This is a genomic window from Wolbachia endosymbiont (group B) of Horisme vitalbata, from assembly GCF_964028625.1.
Classification (GTDB): Bacteria; Pseudomonadota; Alphaproteobacteria; order Rickettsiales; family Anaplasmataceae; genus Wolbachia.
On record NZ_OZ034797.1, the window covers coordinates 1,379,796 to 1,396,437 of the forward strand.

14 protein-coding genes and 1 tRNA gene are annotated in these 16,642 nt (G+C 34.3%); 10 read left to right on the forward strand and 5 right to left on the reverse strand.

The genetic code is table 11. The features are described 5' to 3' along the window. Positions 1-201: 201 nt before the first annotated feature. The 3 genes from ABWU56_RS06605 to ABWU56_RS06615 all read right to left on the reverse strand — a co-directional run bounded on the left by ABWU56_RS06605 (position 202) and on the right by ABWU56_RS06615 (position 2,943). A complete protein-coding gene (locus ABWU56_RS06605) occupies positions 202-1,422 on the reverse strand; it encodes a hypothetical protein (RefSeq protein ID WP_353281379.1) in 1,221 nt (406 codons plus the stop codon). 16 nt (positions 1,423-1,438) lie between these two features. Beyond that, positions 1,439-2,398, reverse strand: coding sequence for an IS5 family transposase (locus ABWU56_RS06610; protein ID WP_341815149.1), 960 nt, complete (start codon positions 2,396-2,398; stop codon positions 1,439-1,441). 86 nt (positions 2,399-2,484) lie between these two features. After that, entirely contained in the window at positions 2,485-2,943 is a 459-nt protein-coding gene (locus ABWU56_RS06615; protein ID WP_353281381.1) for a hypothetical protein, read from the reverse strand. Between the two features lie 239 nt (positions 2,944-3,182). On the opposite strand from ABWU56_RS06615, the gene lipB reads away from it, so the two are divergent. From lipB to ABWU56_RS06630, 3 genes are all read left to right on the forward strand, one after another. Continuing rightward, the gene (gene lipB / locus ABWU56_RS06620; protein WP_353281383.1) at positions 3,183-3,800 is read left to right on the forward strand and encodes a lipoyl(octanoyl) transferase LipB; all 618 of its coding nucleotides are present in this window, start codon (positions 3,183-3,185) and stop codon (positions 3,798-3,800) included. Next, positions 3,800-4,768, forward strand: coding sequence for an LD-carboxypeptidase (locus ABWU56_RS06625; protein ID WP_353281384.1), 969 nt, complete (start codon positions 3,800-3,802; stop codon positions 4,766-4,768). Before lipB ends, ABWU56_RS06625 begins: the two co-directional genes overlap by 1 nt. A gap of 417 nt (positions 4,769-5,185) precedes the next feature. Then, positions 5,186-5,323, forward strand: coding sequence for a hypothetical protein (locus ABWU56_RS06630; RefSeq protein WP_353281386.1), 138 nt, complete (start codon positions 5,186-5,188; stop codon positions 5,321-5,323). 24 nt (positions 5,324-5,347) lie between these two features. Here ABWU56_RS06630 and ABWU56_RS06635 read toward each other — a convergent pair whose 3' ends face one another. Then, positions 5,348-6,562 (reverse strand): ankyrin repeat domain-containing protein, encoded by a 1,215-nt coding sequence (locus ABWU56_RS06635; protein WP_353281388.1) that lies wholly within the window; start codon positions 6,560-6,562, stop codon positions 5,348-5,350. Positions 6,563-6,762: 200 nt separating this feature from the next. On the opposite strand from ABWU56_RS06635, the gene dnaE reads away from it, so the two are divergent. The 6 genes from dnaE (at position 6,763) to ABWU56_RS06665 (ending at position 13,341) form a co-directional block, all read left to right on the forward strand. Further along, the gene (gene dnaE / locus ABWU56_RS06640) at positions 6,763-10,083 is read left to right on the forward strand and encodes a DNA polymerase III subunit alpha (RefSeq protein ID WP_353281389.1); all 3,321 of its coding nucleotides are present in this window, start codon (positions 6,763-6,765) and stop codon (positions 10,081-10,083) included. A 48-nt stretch (positions 10,084-10,131) separates the two neighbouring features. Then, a complete protein-coding gene (gene rpsF / locus ABWU56_RS06645; RefSeq protein WP_264376165.1) occupies positions 10,132-10,905 on the forward strand; it encodes a 30S ribosomal protein S6 in 774 nt (257 codons plus the stop codon). Then, a complete protein-coding gene (gene rpsR / locus ABWU56_RS06650) occupies positions 10,905-11,183 on the forward strand; it encodes a 30S ribosomal protein S18 (RefSeq protein ID WP_010402759.1) in 279 nt (92 codons plus the stop codon). Before rpsF ends, rpsR begins: the two co-directional genes overlap by 1 nt. Positions 11,184-11,186: 3 nt before the next feature. After that, positions 11,187-11,741 carry a 50S ribosomal protein L9 gene (gene rplI, locus ABWU56_RS06655; RefSeq protein WP_010402757.1) on the forward strand — a complete coding sequence of 185 codons (555 nt, stop codon included), beginning with the start codon at positions 11,187-11,189 and terminating at the stop codon, positions 11,739-11,741. Between the two features lie 236 nt (positions 11,742-11,977). Then, entirely contained in the window at positions 11,978-13,270 is a 1,293-nt protein-coding gene (gene purB, locus ABWU56_RS06660; RefSeq protein WP_064085669.1) for an adenylosuccinate lyase, read from the forward strand. Then, positions 13,270-13,341: transfer RNA gene (locus tag ABWU56_RS06665), tRNA-Met, on the forward strand. The genes purB and ABWU56_RS06665 overlap by 1 nt, the downstream gene beginning before the upstream one ends. A gap of 554 nt (positions 13,342-13,895) precedes the next feature. On the opposite strand, the gene ABWU56_RS06675 is transcribed toward ABWU56_RS06665, so the two are convergent. Then, on the reverse strand, positions 13,896-15,161 hold the full coding sequence (locus tag ABWU56_RS06675) for an iron-containing alcohol dehydrogenase (RefSeq protein ID WP_353281391.1): 1,266 nt from the start codon (positions 15,159-15,161) through the stop codon (positions 13,896-13,898). A gap of 42 nt (positions 15,162-15,203) precedes the next feature. On the opposite strand from ABWU56_RS06675, the gene dapE reads away from it, so the two are divergent. After that, a complete protein-coding gene (gene dapE / locus ABWU56_RS06680; protein WP_353281393.1) occupies positions 15,204-16,400 on the forward strand; it encodes a succinyl-diaminopimelate desuccinylase in 1,197 nt (398 codons plus the stop codon). Positions 16,401-16,642: the final 242 nt, after the last annotated feature.

Consider the following 16,642-nt stretch of genomic DNA (forward strand, 5'->3'; position numbering starts at 1 on the left):
ATGTCATCCCAGTGCTTGACACTGGGATCCAAGAATTTAATTGTAGATAGCGCACTTAACTGGTGAGCATAGCTGTTTTATACCAGAACGAACACCTTTGACTAGATTGTATGAAAAGCTGGATCCCAGTGTCAGCTACTCGGATGACAAACATGGACTACTTCAACTACACCATCGTTAAAGAAACCAGAAAAGCTGTTATCAAAGCTGAAGCTCTCTTTGGTATTCCTCAACTTTTGGATCGTTAATTTTGCTATTGTAGCTACTCATTGCATAAACATTAAGACAAATGTTTGTCACTATTCCAACAAGCATACACATCCCTGTAATCATTGCAGCTACAGTAAAAGCTGTGCCTAAGGTTCCACTTGTAAATATAGCTGCTATTAACGTTGGAACAAATAGACAGAATGAAGGTTTGATTACGTAACTATAAATCTTTTCAATTCTATCGAAATTTTTCCATGGTTCAGCAAGATCTTTCAATGGACCAGTAAGATTTCTTGCCATTTTAACCTGGGTTTCTAAGTTTTGCTTAAAGTAATCACTAAAACTAGTACTTGGAGAATCGTTATCAAGAATTGAAAGAGAAAAAGAAAAACCTACCTTCTTCATCTCCTGGCCTTTAAATTCTCCTTTCATGTACTTAAAATTCCTAACATTCAATCTGGATCCATCAATATACTCAAGGTTAAATTGCATGTTAGGATTCAATACATGATTTAAAGTGCTTGCCTTTCTATCTATCAAAGTTTCAAATTTTTCTTTATTCTGATCATAATAGTCAATAAAACTTTTTAACTCTTTTGATAGCTTTTCTAGATCTATTTTTATGCCATATCTTCTCAATTCGGTCAGAAAGGTAAAAAAGTTTTGTAAATAATCCTTGGTATTACTAAAGCTTAAATAGAATGACCTACCATGATCAATTTTTGCCCAGAGTTTTTCTTTTACTTTTTTACCCTTTGCATTTTCATACTCCTCTTCTATTACACCAAAATTTTCTGATTGTGTAATGTCAACTTCTCCAAGCAATATTTGAGCAGCCAGTATTTTCTCAAAACCTTTTGCATCTTGGTAATTTTTGCCTTTTTCCTGAAGATCCATTAATGTTGTAAATTTGTCCAAAAACTTTGATCTCAGATAAAGCTTATCCTGGTATTTCTCTTTCTCAATGTGCTCTTTAAATTGATCATTACGATTAGCAAATCTTTCCTTTGGCAAATCGTTATTTGTTACCAATTCAACAATTGGAGCTCTGTCATATAAAAACAGCTTATATAAACCACCAGCAACATATTCCCTGATAAAATCAGCAATATTGAGGTCATCATAACATATATTGCTTTCTACGTTCTGCCATGATAGATCAATAAAAGAATCTATTTCATCATGGCTTTGTTGCATAGCACTGATAGGCATGTAAATCACAGTGAATTTACGCAGCTAATTTAAATTCAGCCATACCTATATCAGTAAATTTGTTCAATAAGTAGCACTTAATTAACAGCTCTTTTTCACGATTTACCTCTGATTTATTTTTCAAGCCAAACCCAAATATTTGCTTCAACCTATAGAAAAAGACTTCAATATAAGACCGTGCTCCATACTTAACTTTTTTCTTCCATTCATTAATACCATCTTCATAATTCTCATATGACCTAATTCTACTAATATACTTGTTTCTTTCTGATAAGTAGTCAGCTAAACAAATTTTAGTATCCTTCCTAGGGCGAATAATAGGCACAATATTGTATTTTCTGCATTCTTTATACACACTTTTTATATCATAAGCCGCATCTGCTCGAATAGAACAAATGTTATATTTATCACTGACTTCTTCTAACATATCGCAGACCGGCAAATAGTCTACAGCAACACCACTAGTGTAGTTCATGCTTATTGCTTTCTTATCATTTATGTTTAAAACAACATGTAATTTTCTTACTTGACCATAACCACTGTATTTTCTTTTTCGAATATTAAGCTTACTATGCCCACCGTTATTATTGTAGATACTAACTCTAGTGCTATCTACGGCAATTTCAACATTTTCCAGATCATCTTTATTGCTTCTATGGTCATCAATCTTCAAATTAAGCTTTTTAAATCTTCTGGAAGCTTGTGTATAGCTGATAATCTTAAGTTTTTTGCCTATTTGTACCATATAACCTTTTACAAAACCTACAGCTTGTCTCAAGCCAATTCTAAAAAGATGAACTATTATGTGTATTAAAATTACAACTTTATCACTATAAGTGTTATTGCCACCTGCAACTTTTGGACTATTTTCATACCAATTTTCTATGGCTTGATTAACAAAATGAAAAACATTTCCTCTTTTTTTGAGAAACTCGTTATATTCTCTTTGGTTACTTACTCTCATTTTTTGTGGCATAAGTTGTACTTGTTTGAAAAATGCCTATTTTACAACAAAATGCGTTAGTAGCCATATATTAAAAAGCTTTTCTTCTTACAATAACCTCAACCAACACTAGCTATGCAACAAAGCCTTTCATCATCTGACGAATAAGGATTTTGCAACTTTAAAGCTTTTCTTGATCCTTTGTAAAAAGATTCTTTGAATTGTGCTAACTTAGACTGTTCTTCCTCTTTTGTAAGCGTATGATTTAGAACAGACTTAATCATGAAAGGTGCCTTATCACCTTCATTGTTACTATACTCATGCTCTGCTTGAAATCCTGAGCTGCAGCCTGCTTCTTTCTCTCCTACTTTCTTGAACTCGCTTATAGGCTGAATTGTTCTATCATGGAAATGTTTTTCTAAGGTTTCTATATTTCCCCCTTTATTTATCTCAGATTCTTTTTTTACTGCTTCTAAATCTTCCTTTTCCTTTTTAATCAAGTCTTTTACGAATTGATCCCATTGTTCTTGATTAAACTGACTCAATTCATTTTGATTTTCTTGTGTTGTACCTAACATAAAATTCCCCTACAAAATTAACCAAAATATTTTAATTTAACATGAATATTAAGTATTTATTAAAAATATTAGCGTATCTAGCAATATATGTCAAATTCTTTATTATTAGGTGATAACTTTCCTTTTTTGTTACAAAAGCCCTATATAGCTTTATACGGAAAGCCTTAAAAGCTTACCAAAAGCCTAAATTTGCTTGAAAAGCAAGTAAGTATTATAAAATTAAATAAAAGAAATTGAATATGACAGAATGGCTAATCTCTAACCAATTTACTGATTATAACCATGCTATAAAATTCATGGAAGCAAAAATTCAACAAATTTACAATAATTTATCTGACGAGCTAGTATGGCTGCTCCAGCACCCTCCACTTTATACTGCAGGAATCGGTGCAACAGATGATGACATTATTGAAAAATTGTTTCCTGTCTATAAAACAGGCAGGGGCGGTAAATATACATATCACGGTCCAGGGCAGCGTATTATATACTTAATGCTAAATCTTAAAAAAAGAAACAAATGTGACATAAAACTATATATCAGAGACCTAAGTAATTGGATCATAAATGTTTTAAAACACTTTAATATACTTGGGGAATTTAAGGAAGATAGAATAGGCATTTGGGTGAACAACAACGGAGTAGAAGAAAAAATAGCAGCTTTTGGCATTCGCTTGAGAAAATGGGTAACTTATCATGGCATAGCACTTAATGTCTCTCCAAACCTTTCCCACTATGAGGGTATTATTCCTTGTGGACTAAAAGATTACGGCGTTACATCAATGGAAAAACTAGGAGTAAAAGTTTCTCTTTGCGAATTAGATGATATATTAAAGCAAGAGTTTCATAAGATATTTTAATGTATTCCTTTATTCTTTATTTTCTATGCCTTTTACTCACTAATCCTGCACACACAATCAATCAAGTTGATATTATTGCTCCTTCTTCGAAAGGAAAAGAATCAGATCTGCCTACTATAAGAGAATACGTAAAAACTTTGGATTTTAATCCTCACATTTCGGAGAAAATATACAGTAATGACAACCCATTTTATTCTAACTCTGATGAGTTTAGAGCGAATGATTTGGTTAATGCGCTCACTGATGATAGCAAAATAATTTGGTGTATCAGAGGAGGAGAAGGGGCTTCTCGGCTAATTCCCTATCTAGAAAAGTTACCCAATGATAAAAAAGAAAGAATTGCTCAAAACAAAAAAATTCTTATAGGCTATAGTGATATCACTGCTTTACATATTTATCTGCAAGTTAAATATGATTGGCAAACTCTTCACGGCACCATGTTAGAAATGATAGTAAATAACTCCGTTGCTGAAAGTTCTGTTGAAAAATTAAAAGAATTAATTCTCAACCAACACAACTCTATCAGATTTGACAATTTAAAGATGATAAATAATGGAGTTAGACTAAAAAATGGCAGATTAGAGTCTAAAATCATCGGTGGTAATATGACTTTGGTTGAAAATAGCATAGGAACTGCCTGGCAAATAAACGCAAAAAACAAAATTCTATTTTTAGAAGACATAAAAGTTTATCCATATTCAATTGAGCGAAGTCTAGATCACCTAAAACAAGCTCATATTTTTGATGGAGTAGATGCAGTAATATTCGGTGACTTTGTTAACTGTTATAATGATAATCTTGTTGAAATTGTAAAAGAAAGGTTTGCAAAGAGTGTTAACTTTCCTGTATTTACAATGAAAGGGGTAGGCCATGGACATATAAATGACCCTTTACCTCTTAACACTCACACTATCATCAGCATTCAAGACGAGAAGGAGTTTATGGATGTGCAACAGTGGGATGAATGAAAAGTAGCCTCTGTAGCGTCATTCAAGTAGCCCTCTTTATTGTCATTCAAGTACTCCTTTTTCTGTCATCTAAGTAGCCCTCTTTCTTGTCATCCCAGTGCTTGACACTGGGATGGCTTTGTTGCATCGCTATCTACGGCGGATTAAAGATAAAAAAGATGAAGAATATCAGTAGCTTATTATTCTAGCATTTATAGTAAGGACGGTCAGTGAATATCTAAATTTGAGTAAAAGAAATTTTACTACCATTCACTAATCTAGCTAAAATTCAAGAATTTCAATGCTTTAGCTATTTTAAGTAGAATTAAATTTACTAATACAAACAATAAATTACTATTCTTAAATTTGATCAGATTGACTGCAAAAAAATAAGATTTTCAATAAGTTGCTTGTATAGTTAGCCTTTCATAGGTAGCGATGCAACAAAGCCCACTGGGATCCATATATAACAAATCATGTAATAAACAAAAGATTGTAGGAGTATATGTCAAAAACAATGTTTGTGATGAAATAGACTGGATTCCAGCGTCACGCGCTGGAATGACATCGTCATAAAGTGAAACAGCGTCACGCGCTCTACTATGAAGGAATGCTAGTAACTCCCTGCTGTCCATTTATTAAGGCGGCAGATGATTTCTCTGCTCCATCAACTTTAGTACTAGGCTTTAGTAATGCATATGTAGCACAACCAACTACCAGTGCTGCTGCTGTAACTGCAACCACTGCTATAACGATAGGTATCAACTGAGCTGTAATTGTTCCAGTTGTAAAAAGTGCCACTGCTATAGCAGTGCCTAATAATGTAGTTACTCCACCAGCAATCATTGCCTTATTACGTGCTTTCACAAAAGCTGCGTCTAATAGAGCTTTTACTACGTCTTGATTCTTAGCATAATCTAAAGGAGTCTTTCCATATTTATCTACTGCATTAACATCTGCTCCTGCTTTGATTAAAGCATTTACTATATCTACTTGACCATTCTTAGCAGCATTATGTAAAAAAAGAGGTTCGTCTACATCAAAATCTGCTTCTATTCTGAATAAAGCCTTTGTTATCTTTGTGTGATCATACAAAGCAGCATAGTGCAAAGCAGTGCTATTCAAACTATCTTTCGCATTAACATCTGCTTCTTTTGAGATTAAAAACTCTACTATCTCTTTGCGACCATAAAAAGCAGCATAGTGCAAAGCAGTGCTATTCAAACTATCTTTCGCATTAACATCTGCTTCTTTTGAGATTAAAAACTCTACTATCTCTTTGCGACCATAAAAAGCAGCATAGTGCAAAGCAGTGCGATTCAACACATCTTTCGCATTAACATCTGCTCCTTTTGAGGTTAAAAACTCTACTATCTCTTTGCAACCACACAAAGCAGCATTGTGCAAAACAGTGCACCCAAAACTACCTTTCGCATTAACATCTGCTTCTTTTGAGATTAAAAACTCTACTATCTCTTTGCGACCACACAAAGCAGCATGGCACAAAGCAGTGCAACTAAAACTATCTTTCTCATTAATATCTGCTCCTACTCCGAGTAAAACCCCTACTGTCTTTGTGTAACCATTCCGAGCAGCTATTATTAATAATGGAAACTTTGAGTACTCTATCCCTGAAATATTTAAGCTAAATCCATGATTTACATCAAATGCACCTTTTTCCCACTCTTTATATAGACCTTGATCCTGTTCCTTTAGTTCTTCTTGTATTTTCTTAATTATATTCTCTTTATCTAAGCCTTCCTTAACCTCAATCGTCCTCAGTACTTTTTTCAGTGATTCATATTCTCCTGTCACGATTTTACCTTCAATATTAAAAGAGTTACTTAATTATAACATAATTATGATAAAAAGTCAATTAAAACAAGCTAATAACTGGGATTGTGAATAGTAAATTAGATTCAAGTAGCCTCTTTGGTGTTATTTCAGTGTTAGACCTTTTCATATCCCTACGAGCAAATTAATGTTATCCTTTTATTGCTAATCTAAAGTTTTTTATGTTCATACACTTGCGTGTTCATAGCGTTTATTCTCTGCTTGAGAGTTCGGTTAAAATTGAGGAGCTGATTGGTCTTTGTTTGCAGAACAAAATGCCGGCAGTTGCAGTTACTGACTCAGGTAACTTATTTGGCTCACTTGAATTTGCAGAATATGCAGCAAGTAGGGGAATACAGCTAATAATAGGATGCAATATTATCGTTCGACACTTAGAACAAAATTTATCAATACTGCTACTTGCAAAAAATGAACAAGGGTACACTAATTTAGTCACCTTGGTGAGTGAGTCTTTTAAAAAGTGCAAGAATAACAGCGATATTCCTTACGTTGATTTTGATGAGCTATTAAATTTAAGTTCAGGCCTAATCGCCTTAACTGGTGGATATGACGGCATATTGGCTCAACTGTTATTGAAGCAAGATAAAGAAACGATAAAAAGACTGCTCTCAGCATTCGATGGTCATTTATATGTTGAATTGCAGCGTCATGGGCTGAATAAAGAGCTAGAGCTTGAAGAAGCTTTAATAGATTTTGCTTATCAGCGCAATATACCACTAGTTGCAACGAATGATGTGTTTTTTCCAAATAAGTCTGACTATGAGGCTTATGACATATTAACGTGCATATCAGAGGGCAGTTATGCCCTGGAGAATAACAGAAAGAAGTTAACTACCGAGCATTACTTCAAATCTGTGGCAGAAATGGAGGAACTGTTCAGCGACATTCCCGAAGCAATTCATAACACTTCAGTGATAGCTAAGCGGTGCTCTTACATGCCAAGAAGCAGGCAGCCTATCTTGCCTAAATTTCCTTGTCGAGAAAATAAAACTGAGAATGAAGAACTGAGGGAGCAGGCAGTTGCAGGATTAGAATTCCGCATTGCAAATGAAACGGACATAGACCTTAAACAATACTACGATCGGCTGAATTACGAACTAAGCGTAATAACTTCGATGAACTACGCTGGCTACTTTTTGATAGTTTCTGATTTCATTCGTTGGAGCAAAGCAAATGGCATTCCAGTTGGACCGGGAAGAGGTTCTGGTGCTGGATCGATTGTTGCTTGGAGCTTACAAATTACAGATCTTGATCCAATAAAGTTTGGTCTGATCTTTGAAAGATTTTTAAATCCTGATCGTGTATCGATGCCTGACTTTGATATCGATTTCTGCCAAGAGAAAAGGGACCTGGTTATTGATTATGTTCAGAAAAAGTACGGTTATGTTGCTCAAATAATCACTTTTGGAAAATTGCAAGCAAGGGCAGTATTGCGTGATGTTGGTAGAGTATTGCAAATGCCTTACTCTCAAGTGGATAAAATATCTAAAATGGTTCCATTTAATCCAGTAAATCCTGTAACTTTATCGCAAGCGATAGAGCTTGATCAAAACCTACAGAAAGAACGAGATAGTGATGAGGTAATTGCAAAGCTTCTTGATATATCACTAAAGCTCGAAGGAATATATCGTCACGTTTCAACTCATGCTGCTGGAATTGTAATATGCGATCAAAAATTAGAAAATTTTGTTCCCGTCTATTATGATCCAAATTCGGCTCTGCCAATCACTCAATACAGCATGAAATATGTAGAAAAAGCTGGGTTAATAAAATTTGATTTTCTTGGACTTGGTACGCTAACACTAATAGATCATGTATGTCGTTTAATTAATCGTGATGAAAAAAAATTTGATATTTCCTCGGTTTCTTTGATTGATCAAAGAACCTATGAAATGCTCTCAAGAGGTGATTCAATCGGAGTGTTTCAGCTTGAAAGTTCGGGAATGAGAGAAGCTTTAATCAAACTAAAGCCAGACTGCATTGAAGATATCATCGCTTTAATTTCTCTTTATCGCCCAGGGCCTATGGATAACATTCCAACTTATGTTGCAAGAAAGCATGGACTTGAAAAGCCAGATTACATTCATCCATTGCTTGAGGAGGTGTTAAAAGAAACATTCGGAGTAATAATCTACCAAGAACAGGTAATGGAAATAGCGCGTATTCTCTCTGGATATAGCTTAGCAGAAGCAGATTTACTCAGACGTGCCATGGGTAAGAAAATTAAGGCAGAGATGGATAAACAACGTGAACTTTTTGTTCAAGGAGCAACAAAAAACGGTGTTGATTACGACAGGGCAAGTTATATTTTTGATCTTGTTGCAAAATTTGCTGGTTATGGATTTAATAAATCCCACGCTGCAGCATATGCGATTATATCTTACCAAACAGCTTACCTTAAGGCTAACTACCCGCTAGAATTTTTTACGGCCTTGATGAATCTCAACATTGATGATAGAGACAAACTGAATTTGTTTTATCATGCTGCAAAATCCAGTGGAGTTGCTGTTCTTTCGCCTGATATCAGCAAATCTAAGGCTGAATTTTCAATAGAGGGTGAGCACATACGCTACGGAATTGCTGCTTTGCGTAATGTTGGTTTTGCTACAGCAGAAGGAATAGTAAATGCACCTTATAAGGACATATGGGAATTTATTCAAAATTCTGGTCATATGATAAATAAGAGGGCGCTAGAAAGCTTAATTAAATCTGGAGCTTTCGATAGTGTGCACAAAAATAGAAAGCAGTTATACGAGTCAATAGACACATTGATTTACTTTGCAAATAAAAATAGGCAGTCAAATCAAGCTGCTTTATTTGGTAATCTTGATATTCTGAAGCCAAAACTTGAGAACGTGGAAGATTTTAATGAAGAGGAAAAATTAGAGCATGAGTTATTTTCATTGGGATTTTACTTAACTAATCATCCACTTGAAAAGTTTAGAACTCTCTTGAAAAAATTAAATATTGGGTTTATCGGAGAGAGTAAGACGATAAAAACTGCTGGTGTAATATTAAATGTGCGTATGAGAACCTCAGAACGTGGAAGATTTGTTATCCTAACACTTTCTGATCCCCACAATGTTTCTGAAATAGCATTCTACAATAATGAAATAATAGAAGAAAAAAGGAATCTATTTTCACCTGGAGCATTTGTGATAATTGATCTTGAAATTTCAGAAAACACAACGAGACTATCAGGAAAGGACATATCTGAATTTACAGAAAAGGTTACTTCTCTAATGAAAGGATTAGTTTTAACTGCTGTATGTGCAGACTCGCAAAAAGTTGCTGAGGAGTTGAATTCAGTGTTAAAAAATGGAGGCAAAACCAAAATAATGCTAAAGTTTCTTCTCAAAAAACATAAAGTCAGCATCTTGTTGCCAGGTACATATTCAATCACCCCCCAAGCTATTTATGAAATATCTCACTTAAGTTGGATTGAAGGCGTAGAAATTAATACAAATAACTTGCTTATATAAAAAAGTTTTATATAATAAAGTGTTTAATTGATATTAAAGGAAGATATAGTGAATCTCTATGAATTTACTTTTATAGCACAACCGAACTTATTGCAGCAAGAAGTAGAAGAAATGGTCCAAGAATTGGCTATTTTGTTGAAAAATATTAAAGCAGATGTTATTTCTCAGGAGGTTAAAGGTCTCATAGAAAGAGAACATAGCACAGTTACAAAACAAGAGCTAGAGGCAAGTACTGAAAGCATTAAAAAAAGTCTGATTGTTTACTCTGATTTTTTTGAAACTCTGACAAAAATTTTATGGGTTGAATTGGAAGAAGATTTTTCAAATTTAAAAGAAATAAAGTCAAGAATCGATAAAGAATTGAAAAATGAACTAAGTGATACGGGAATAAAACAAAATTTTATGGACCTTCCAGGAGCTAACACTAAAAGTGCATTTATCTATAATGTAGTAAATGCTTTTAAGGAAAATATTTCACAACATCTAATAAAGCCCCTTCAAGAGGTTTTAAAAAGTTTTAAAATAGTAGACTCAAATCAATTGAGTAAAACGCTGGAAGTGCTTTTGAAAAATATTGAAGCTTCAGGATTGATAAAATATGAATATTGGGGTCTATTGGATTTTGCATACCCAATAAATAAGATGAAAAGTGGTCATTACTGTATGATGTGTATAAGTTTTACTTCAAGCATTATGGATGAATTTGAGCGTAGAGTAAAACTGAATGAGAATATTATTCGCCACTTGTCTGTACGAGTTAATGAGTTTTTTAAAGGTAAATCTTACATGCTGGATAAACAAATTGAGGAGAAAAGTGCATAATGATGAAAAGACGAAATAGTTTTAATAATTCTTACGTGTCTGTAAATAACAGAACTGGCTTTAGGCGTCCTAAGGTCTGTCCTCTTACTGCATCTAAAGATGAGGACATAGACTATAAGAATATAGATTTATTGTCCAAATTCACCTCTGACTATGGTAGAATATTACCTAGAAGGTTAACAGGTGTGTGCGCAAGAAAACAAAGAAAGTTGCGCTTAGCAATTATAAGAGCACGCTTTTTAGCTCTTGCTCCTTACTGTACTAAAAAAGTTAGGTAATTTATGTTAATAATTTTAAAGGAAAATATAACAACTTTAGGTAAGCTTGGTGAAGTTGTCAAAGTTAAGCCAGGTTATGCACGTAATTTTCTTTTTCCACAAAAAAAGGCGATGAAAGCCACTAAGGAAAATTTAATAAAGTTAGAGGAACAGCGTTTATTATTGGAAGAAGAAAATATCAAAAAATTAAATGCAGCAAAAGTGCTTGCATCATCACTGCATGATAAATTTATTATATTAATAAAGCAAGCTTCAGAGGATGGAAAGATTTTTGGCTCTGTAACCACACGTGAAATTGCAAAAACTTTATTACAAGAAGGATATGATATAAGTCATCATAGTTTATCTTTTGGTGGAATAAGTATCAAAAATTTGGGCGAGTATCAAGTAAATATAGAATTACATAGTAAAGTGATAGTTCCAATTACTATATACGTTGTAAGATCTGAAAAAGATGCACATGAATTGAGGCAAGTAAAGTTGCAAAATCAGAAATCTGAGCAACAAGAGGCAGAGCAAGATGCGAGTAAAGAAGCTACTGATGGTGATGATAGCTGATCAAAGATGATCCCTTGTTATAGTCGTAAAGAAATGTCTTCCATTGCTAAGCTGGTATCATCCCAGTGCTCCCCTCATGTCATCCCAGTGCGTGACACTGGGGTCCAGTTTATTTCATCATGGACATTATTTTATGCTTCTAGAATCCGTTGTCCATTGAATAATTTGCAAATACTTTTATATCTGGATTCCAGTGTCATGCACTGGAATGACACCATTATTGAAATAAATCAAAAATGATCCCACGCTATAGCCGCAAAGAAATGTCTTCCATTTGGGAAGAAAAAAATAAGTTTAATATATGGCTCAAAATAGAAAAATTAGCGTGTGAAGCTCAAGCAGAGTTAGGAGTGATTCCAAATAGTGTTGCTCAGAAGCTCTCTGATGTTATTGAATTTGATATTGAACGTATTAACGAAATTGAATCCATTGTAAAACACGATGTTATAGCTTTTTTAACATATGTTGCTGAAGAAGCGGGAGTTGATGTTCGTTATCTTCATTATGGAATGACAAGTTCTGACGTTTTAGATACATGCCTTGCGGTTCAGTTAAAGGAATCATGTGATATTTTGCTCGAAAATTTAAAAAATATACTTTCAGCACTGAAAAAAAAGGCTGAGGACTATAAAAATATTGTTTGTGTTGGGCGCAGTCATGGAATGCATGCAGAATCAACAACTCTTGGATTAAAATTTGCTAGATTTTATGCTGAATTTAAACGCAATTATCAGAGATTAATTAGCGCGAAAACAGAGATCTCGATTTGTAAAATATCAGGTGCAGTAGGTAATTTTTCAAATGTTGATCCGTTTGTTGAAGAGTATGTAGCGAAAGAAATGGGACTTATACCTGAAACCATATCGTCTCAAGTCATTCCTCGTGATAGACACGCAATATTCTTTTCAGTTTTAGGAGTGATTGCAAGTTCAATAGAGAATATTGCCGTTGAAATACGTCACTTGCAAAGAACTGAAGTTGGAGAAATTTCTGAGTATTTTTCCACTGGTCAGAAGGGAAGTTCTGCTATGCCGCATAAGTGTAATCCTATTTTAAGTGAGAATTTGACTGGGCTCTCACGCTTAATACGCAGCTATGTTTTTCCTGCATTAGAAAATGTTGCATTATGGCACGAACGAGATATATCGCACTCGTCTGTGGAAAGATGCATTGCTCCTGATGCTTGTATAGCAATGGATTTTGCTTTAGTACGATTAACAGATTTGATAGATAAATTGGTGATCAATAAGGAAAACATTGAAAAGAACTTAAATTCTTCAAAAGGCTTGGTTTTTTCACAACGAGTATTACTCGAGTTGGTAAATAGTGGTTTGGCGAGGGAAGAGGCATATAAAATTGTTCAGAATAATGCAATGAAAGTAAAGCAAGATAACAGTGATTTTCTGTTCGAATTGAAACAAGATAAATCCTTGCATGGAATTATTGACTCTGAAAAACTTGAGTCTTTGTTTGATTTGAAGTATTATATGAAACATATAGATTACATATATAGCAAGGTTTTTAATTAGGCTGAGTAGCTCAGTGGTAGAGCAGGAGGATCATAATCTCTTGGTCGGGGGTTCAAATCCCTCCTCAGCCACTCAAGCTAAGCTATGGTTTGGCGATAGCAGCGCACTTGACAAAATAACGTGATTCATTGTCAATTAACTGAAGTTTTTTTTCAGTTGTTCATATAGTATATGGAATAATGTATGTGAAGTGATAAAGATACAACATTTGTTGTATCTTTTCAGGGGAATGGCTAATGGTATCCGTTCAAGAAAGTGGTAAGGTAGATGAGAAAAGACAACTAAATGAATTTCATCCGAGTAGCTGACACTGGCATCTATATAAAGACAATCTAATGCACTCATTTAAAGTGAAGTTTTCTGGATCCCAGTGTCTAGGCACTGGGATAACAAGAAAAGAGTTGACTTGAATGACACCGAATAGGTACTGGGACAGAGGCTACTTGAATAATATTTTACCATGTCATTCCAGCACTTGATGCTGGAATCCAGAAGTTTTTTGAGCACAAAAGTCATGCTAAGTTTTTGTTGTTAAGAAAGGCTGGATAGCTACTTGCATGACACCATTTGTTACTGTGTTTTTGTCTATCTTATTTTGCTACCCTACTGAACGAATACACAAAATCTAACTTTTTTCTATACAACCAGCCAGGTCAAGAAAGGTGAATCTATCTCTTGTTGCAAATGTAAGATTGACTACCTTGCAATATTGCTCTTTGTTCCAATTAAGATGCTCCGGTAAGTACGGAATTGATAGATCTTCAAATACTTTCTGCAGGTGTTTTGCAGATAGTAAATTTTGCTTAATTAAACTAGAAATATTACTCCATTCTTTGCAAATAATCTCTTGAATTTTTTGCTGCATCATTTGCTTCTGCTTTAGAATTTTTATAAATTCGGTATTACCAAAGCACTGAGTTATATGTTTTACATCTAAAGTGATCGGTTTGGTAATCGGGTTTCGTATTGACAATATCTCCTCTTGCAAGTTAGCCATGGTAATCGTTGTCACAGCAATTTTTTCCCCATGTAACGAGGAGGAATAATCCTGTGTTACCATCTCAATTGCATGAGCTATCATATGTTCTCCTTGACTTGCAGAGTAACTGCCTTTTGACATCACCATTCCGAGTCCTGAAATCAATAAGGCTTCCATAAGTAATAAAACTACTCTTTTATCTTTTTTAGCAAGTGCCAAGTGTTCTCTGAGCAAAATTTCCTCCAGATTGCGAACAAGTTTAAAGGGGAGTTCATTATATTCTGTGCCAAGTAATAGATGAGATAATAGCCAATCGGCTTGTACTGTTGAACGGCAGATGAAATCTGCAAATCCACTTAATGTGAGGCGTGGTGGTGCGTTGGCAATTATATCGGTATCAATGTATATTGCCTTTGGAAGATGTGCTCCGAACGATTTTTTATATCCATCAACTAATATTGAAGCGTTTGCAGAGCTATATCCATTCATGGAAGCAGCTGTTGGAAAGGATATGTAGTCTTTGCCTTCTAAATAGCTTGCGTACTTACAGATATCATTAACAGTGCCACTGCCAAATGCAACCATTAAGTCACTATCTTTTGCTTTATTTCTAACTAGGTTTACAGCTTGGAGAGAAGCAGCTCTGTTCAGTCTATTTGGTGTCATCCAAGTAGCGTGACACTGTGATCCATCATAGTCACGCGCTGGAATGACAGGTGTGGCTGGAATAATTAAATGAGAAACTTTATTAAGTATGTTTTTGTTTAAAAGTTTTGCTGTATTTTTATCTGCAATCAGAAAAATGTCATTTCCGTATTGTCTACATATTTCATAGATATTATCAGCAAGTACTGTTACTTCCCTAATAAGAACTTGTTCTGTGTGCTGTAATATTTGTTTTAAATATCGCATAGAATGTTTACAATACGGTAATGTTAGTATTTCAAGATTGATATGAAGATTGACCCTGTAGAACTAACTAAGAAATTAATTTCTTTTAAAAGTATAACACCAAAAGACGATGGGGCAATAGAGCATATAGCAGCCATTCTCAAGAAAAGTGGTTTTGAATGTGAGATTTTAGAGTTTGGTGATAAAGTTAAAAATCTTTATGCGAAATATATAAATGGAGTACCAAACTTGTGTTTTGCTGGACATGTTGATGTTGTACCACCAGGTGAGTTAAAAGATTGGATATCTGATCCATTTAAGCCAGAAATTAGAGATGGAATGCTATATGGAAGAGGAGCAGCTGATATGAAAAGTGGAATAGCCGCATTTATTGCTGCTATGGTAGATTCAGTTGCAGGTAAGTTTCGATTCAGTGGTTCAATCAGTGCATTGATTACCAGTGCTGAAGAAAGCGCGGAAGAACATGGAACAAAGGAAGTTTTGGAATGGATGAAAAGTAAGCAAAAAAAGATAGATTTTTGTATAGTTGGAGAACCAACGAGTAGTGAGAAATTAGGTGATACCATAAAAATAGGTAGAAGAGGTTCTGCAACATTTAAATTGATTTGCCATGGTAAACAAGGGCACGTTGCCTACCCAGATCTAGCAGATAATCCAATATATAAAATGGTATCGATACTAAGTAAGATAAAAGATACCACTTTTGATACTGGTAATAAATACTTTCAGCCTTCACATTGCGAAATTACTACTATCGACGTTGGAAATAATACTAATAATCTAATACCTAGTTCAATAGCAGCAGGTTTTAATGTTCGATATAACAATACACAAACACCAGACGTTTTATATAAGATGATTGATGCAATATGCACCAATGTGACTAACGATTATAAACTGTCTATGCAGAGCAGCAGAAACGTTTTTCTCTCTATTCCTGATAGAAATACTGATATTATGCTTGATGCGATAAATAAAATTACCGGCATTGATGCTGTGCTGAGTACAAATGGTGGCACATCTGATGCTGCGTTTATTAAGGATATTTGTCCAGTAATTGAATTTGGTATGATCAACAAAACCGCACATCAGGTAAATGAATGCGTATCAATAGACGATATACATAAATTAACAGCTATATATAAGGAGTTTATAAAAAATTATTTTTACCCCACTAATAAAATATTAAACCAGATCAATGTAATTGGTAATACGCCTGATGGTCCATTATTAGCTTGAGGTGCAGTTGCATAGAGAAGAAAACTTACTAGACACATTTTACCAGCCCCTTATTATAATATTAAGGGTATTTTTGACTCAAAACTTGTCTTTGATCTGTGCAAGCTCAATAACAAAAACTCAGTAAAAAGCTTATTAGCGAAAATTATCTGTTCAGCAGAGTGACAAAATAAGATAGACAAAAAGGGTATAAGAACAAATAGTGTCATGCAACACTGGTGTTTTGTACACAAAACGTTGTA

What these genes read in the sequence shown, in the direction of transcription:
- ABWU56_RS06625 (WP_353281384.1), top strand. Translation starts at nt 3,800, where the DNA reads ATGTATTCCTTTATTCTTTATTTTCTATGCCTTTTACTCACTAATCCT.
- ABWU56_RS06630 (WP_353281386.1), top strand. Translation starts at nt 5,186, where the DNA reads ATGCAACAAAGCCCACTGGGATCCATATATAACAAATCATGTAATAAA.
- dapE (WP_353281393.1), top strand. Translation starts at nt 15,204, where the DNA reads ATGAAGATTGACCCTGTAGAACTAACTAAGAAATTAATTTCTTTTAAA.
- rplI (WP_010402757.1), top strand. Translation starts at nt 11,187, where the DNA reads ATGTTAATAATTTTAAAGGAAAATATAACAACTTTAGGTAAGCTTGGT.
- ABWU56_RS06610 (WP_341815149.1), bottom strand. Translation starts at nt 2,398, where the DNA reads ATGCCACAAAAAATGAGAGTAAGTAACCAAAGAGAATATAACGAGTTT.
- dnaE (WP_353281389.1), top strand. Translation starts at nt 6,763, where the DNA reads ATGTTCATACACTTGCGTGTTCATAGCGTTTATTCTCTGCTTGAGAGT.
- ABWU56_RS06615 (WP_353281381.1), bottom strand. Translation starts at nt 2,943, where the DNA reads ATGTTAGGTACAACACAAGAAAATCAAAATGAATTGAGTCAGTTTAAT.
- lipB (WP_353281383.1), top strand. Translation starts at nt 3,183, where the DNA reads ATGACAGAATGGCTAATCTCTAACCAATTTACTGATTATAACCATGCT.
- rpsR (WP_010402759.1), top strand. Translation starts at nt 10,905, where the DNA reads ATGATGAAAAGACGAAATAGTTTTAATAATTCTTACGTGTCTGTAAAT.
- ABWU56_RS06675 (WP_353281391.1), bottom strand. Translation starts at nt 15,161, where the DNA reads ATGCGATATTTAAAACAAATATTACAGCACACAGAACAAGTTCTTATT.
- purB (WP_064085669.1), top strand. Translation starts at nt 11,978, where the DNA reads ATGATCCCACGCTATAGCCGCAAAGAAATGTCTTCCATTTGGGAAGAA.
- ABWU56_RS06605 (WP_353281379.1), bottom strand. Translation starts at nt 1,422, where the DNA reads ATGCCTATCAGTGCTATGCAACAAAGCCATGATGAAATAGATTCTTTT.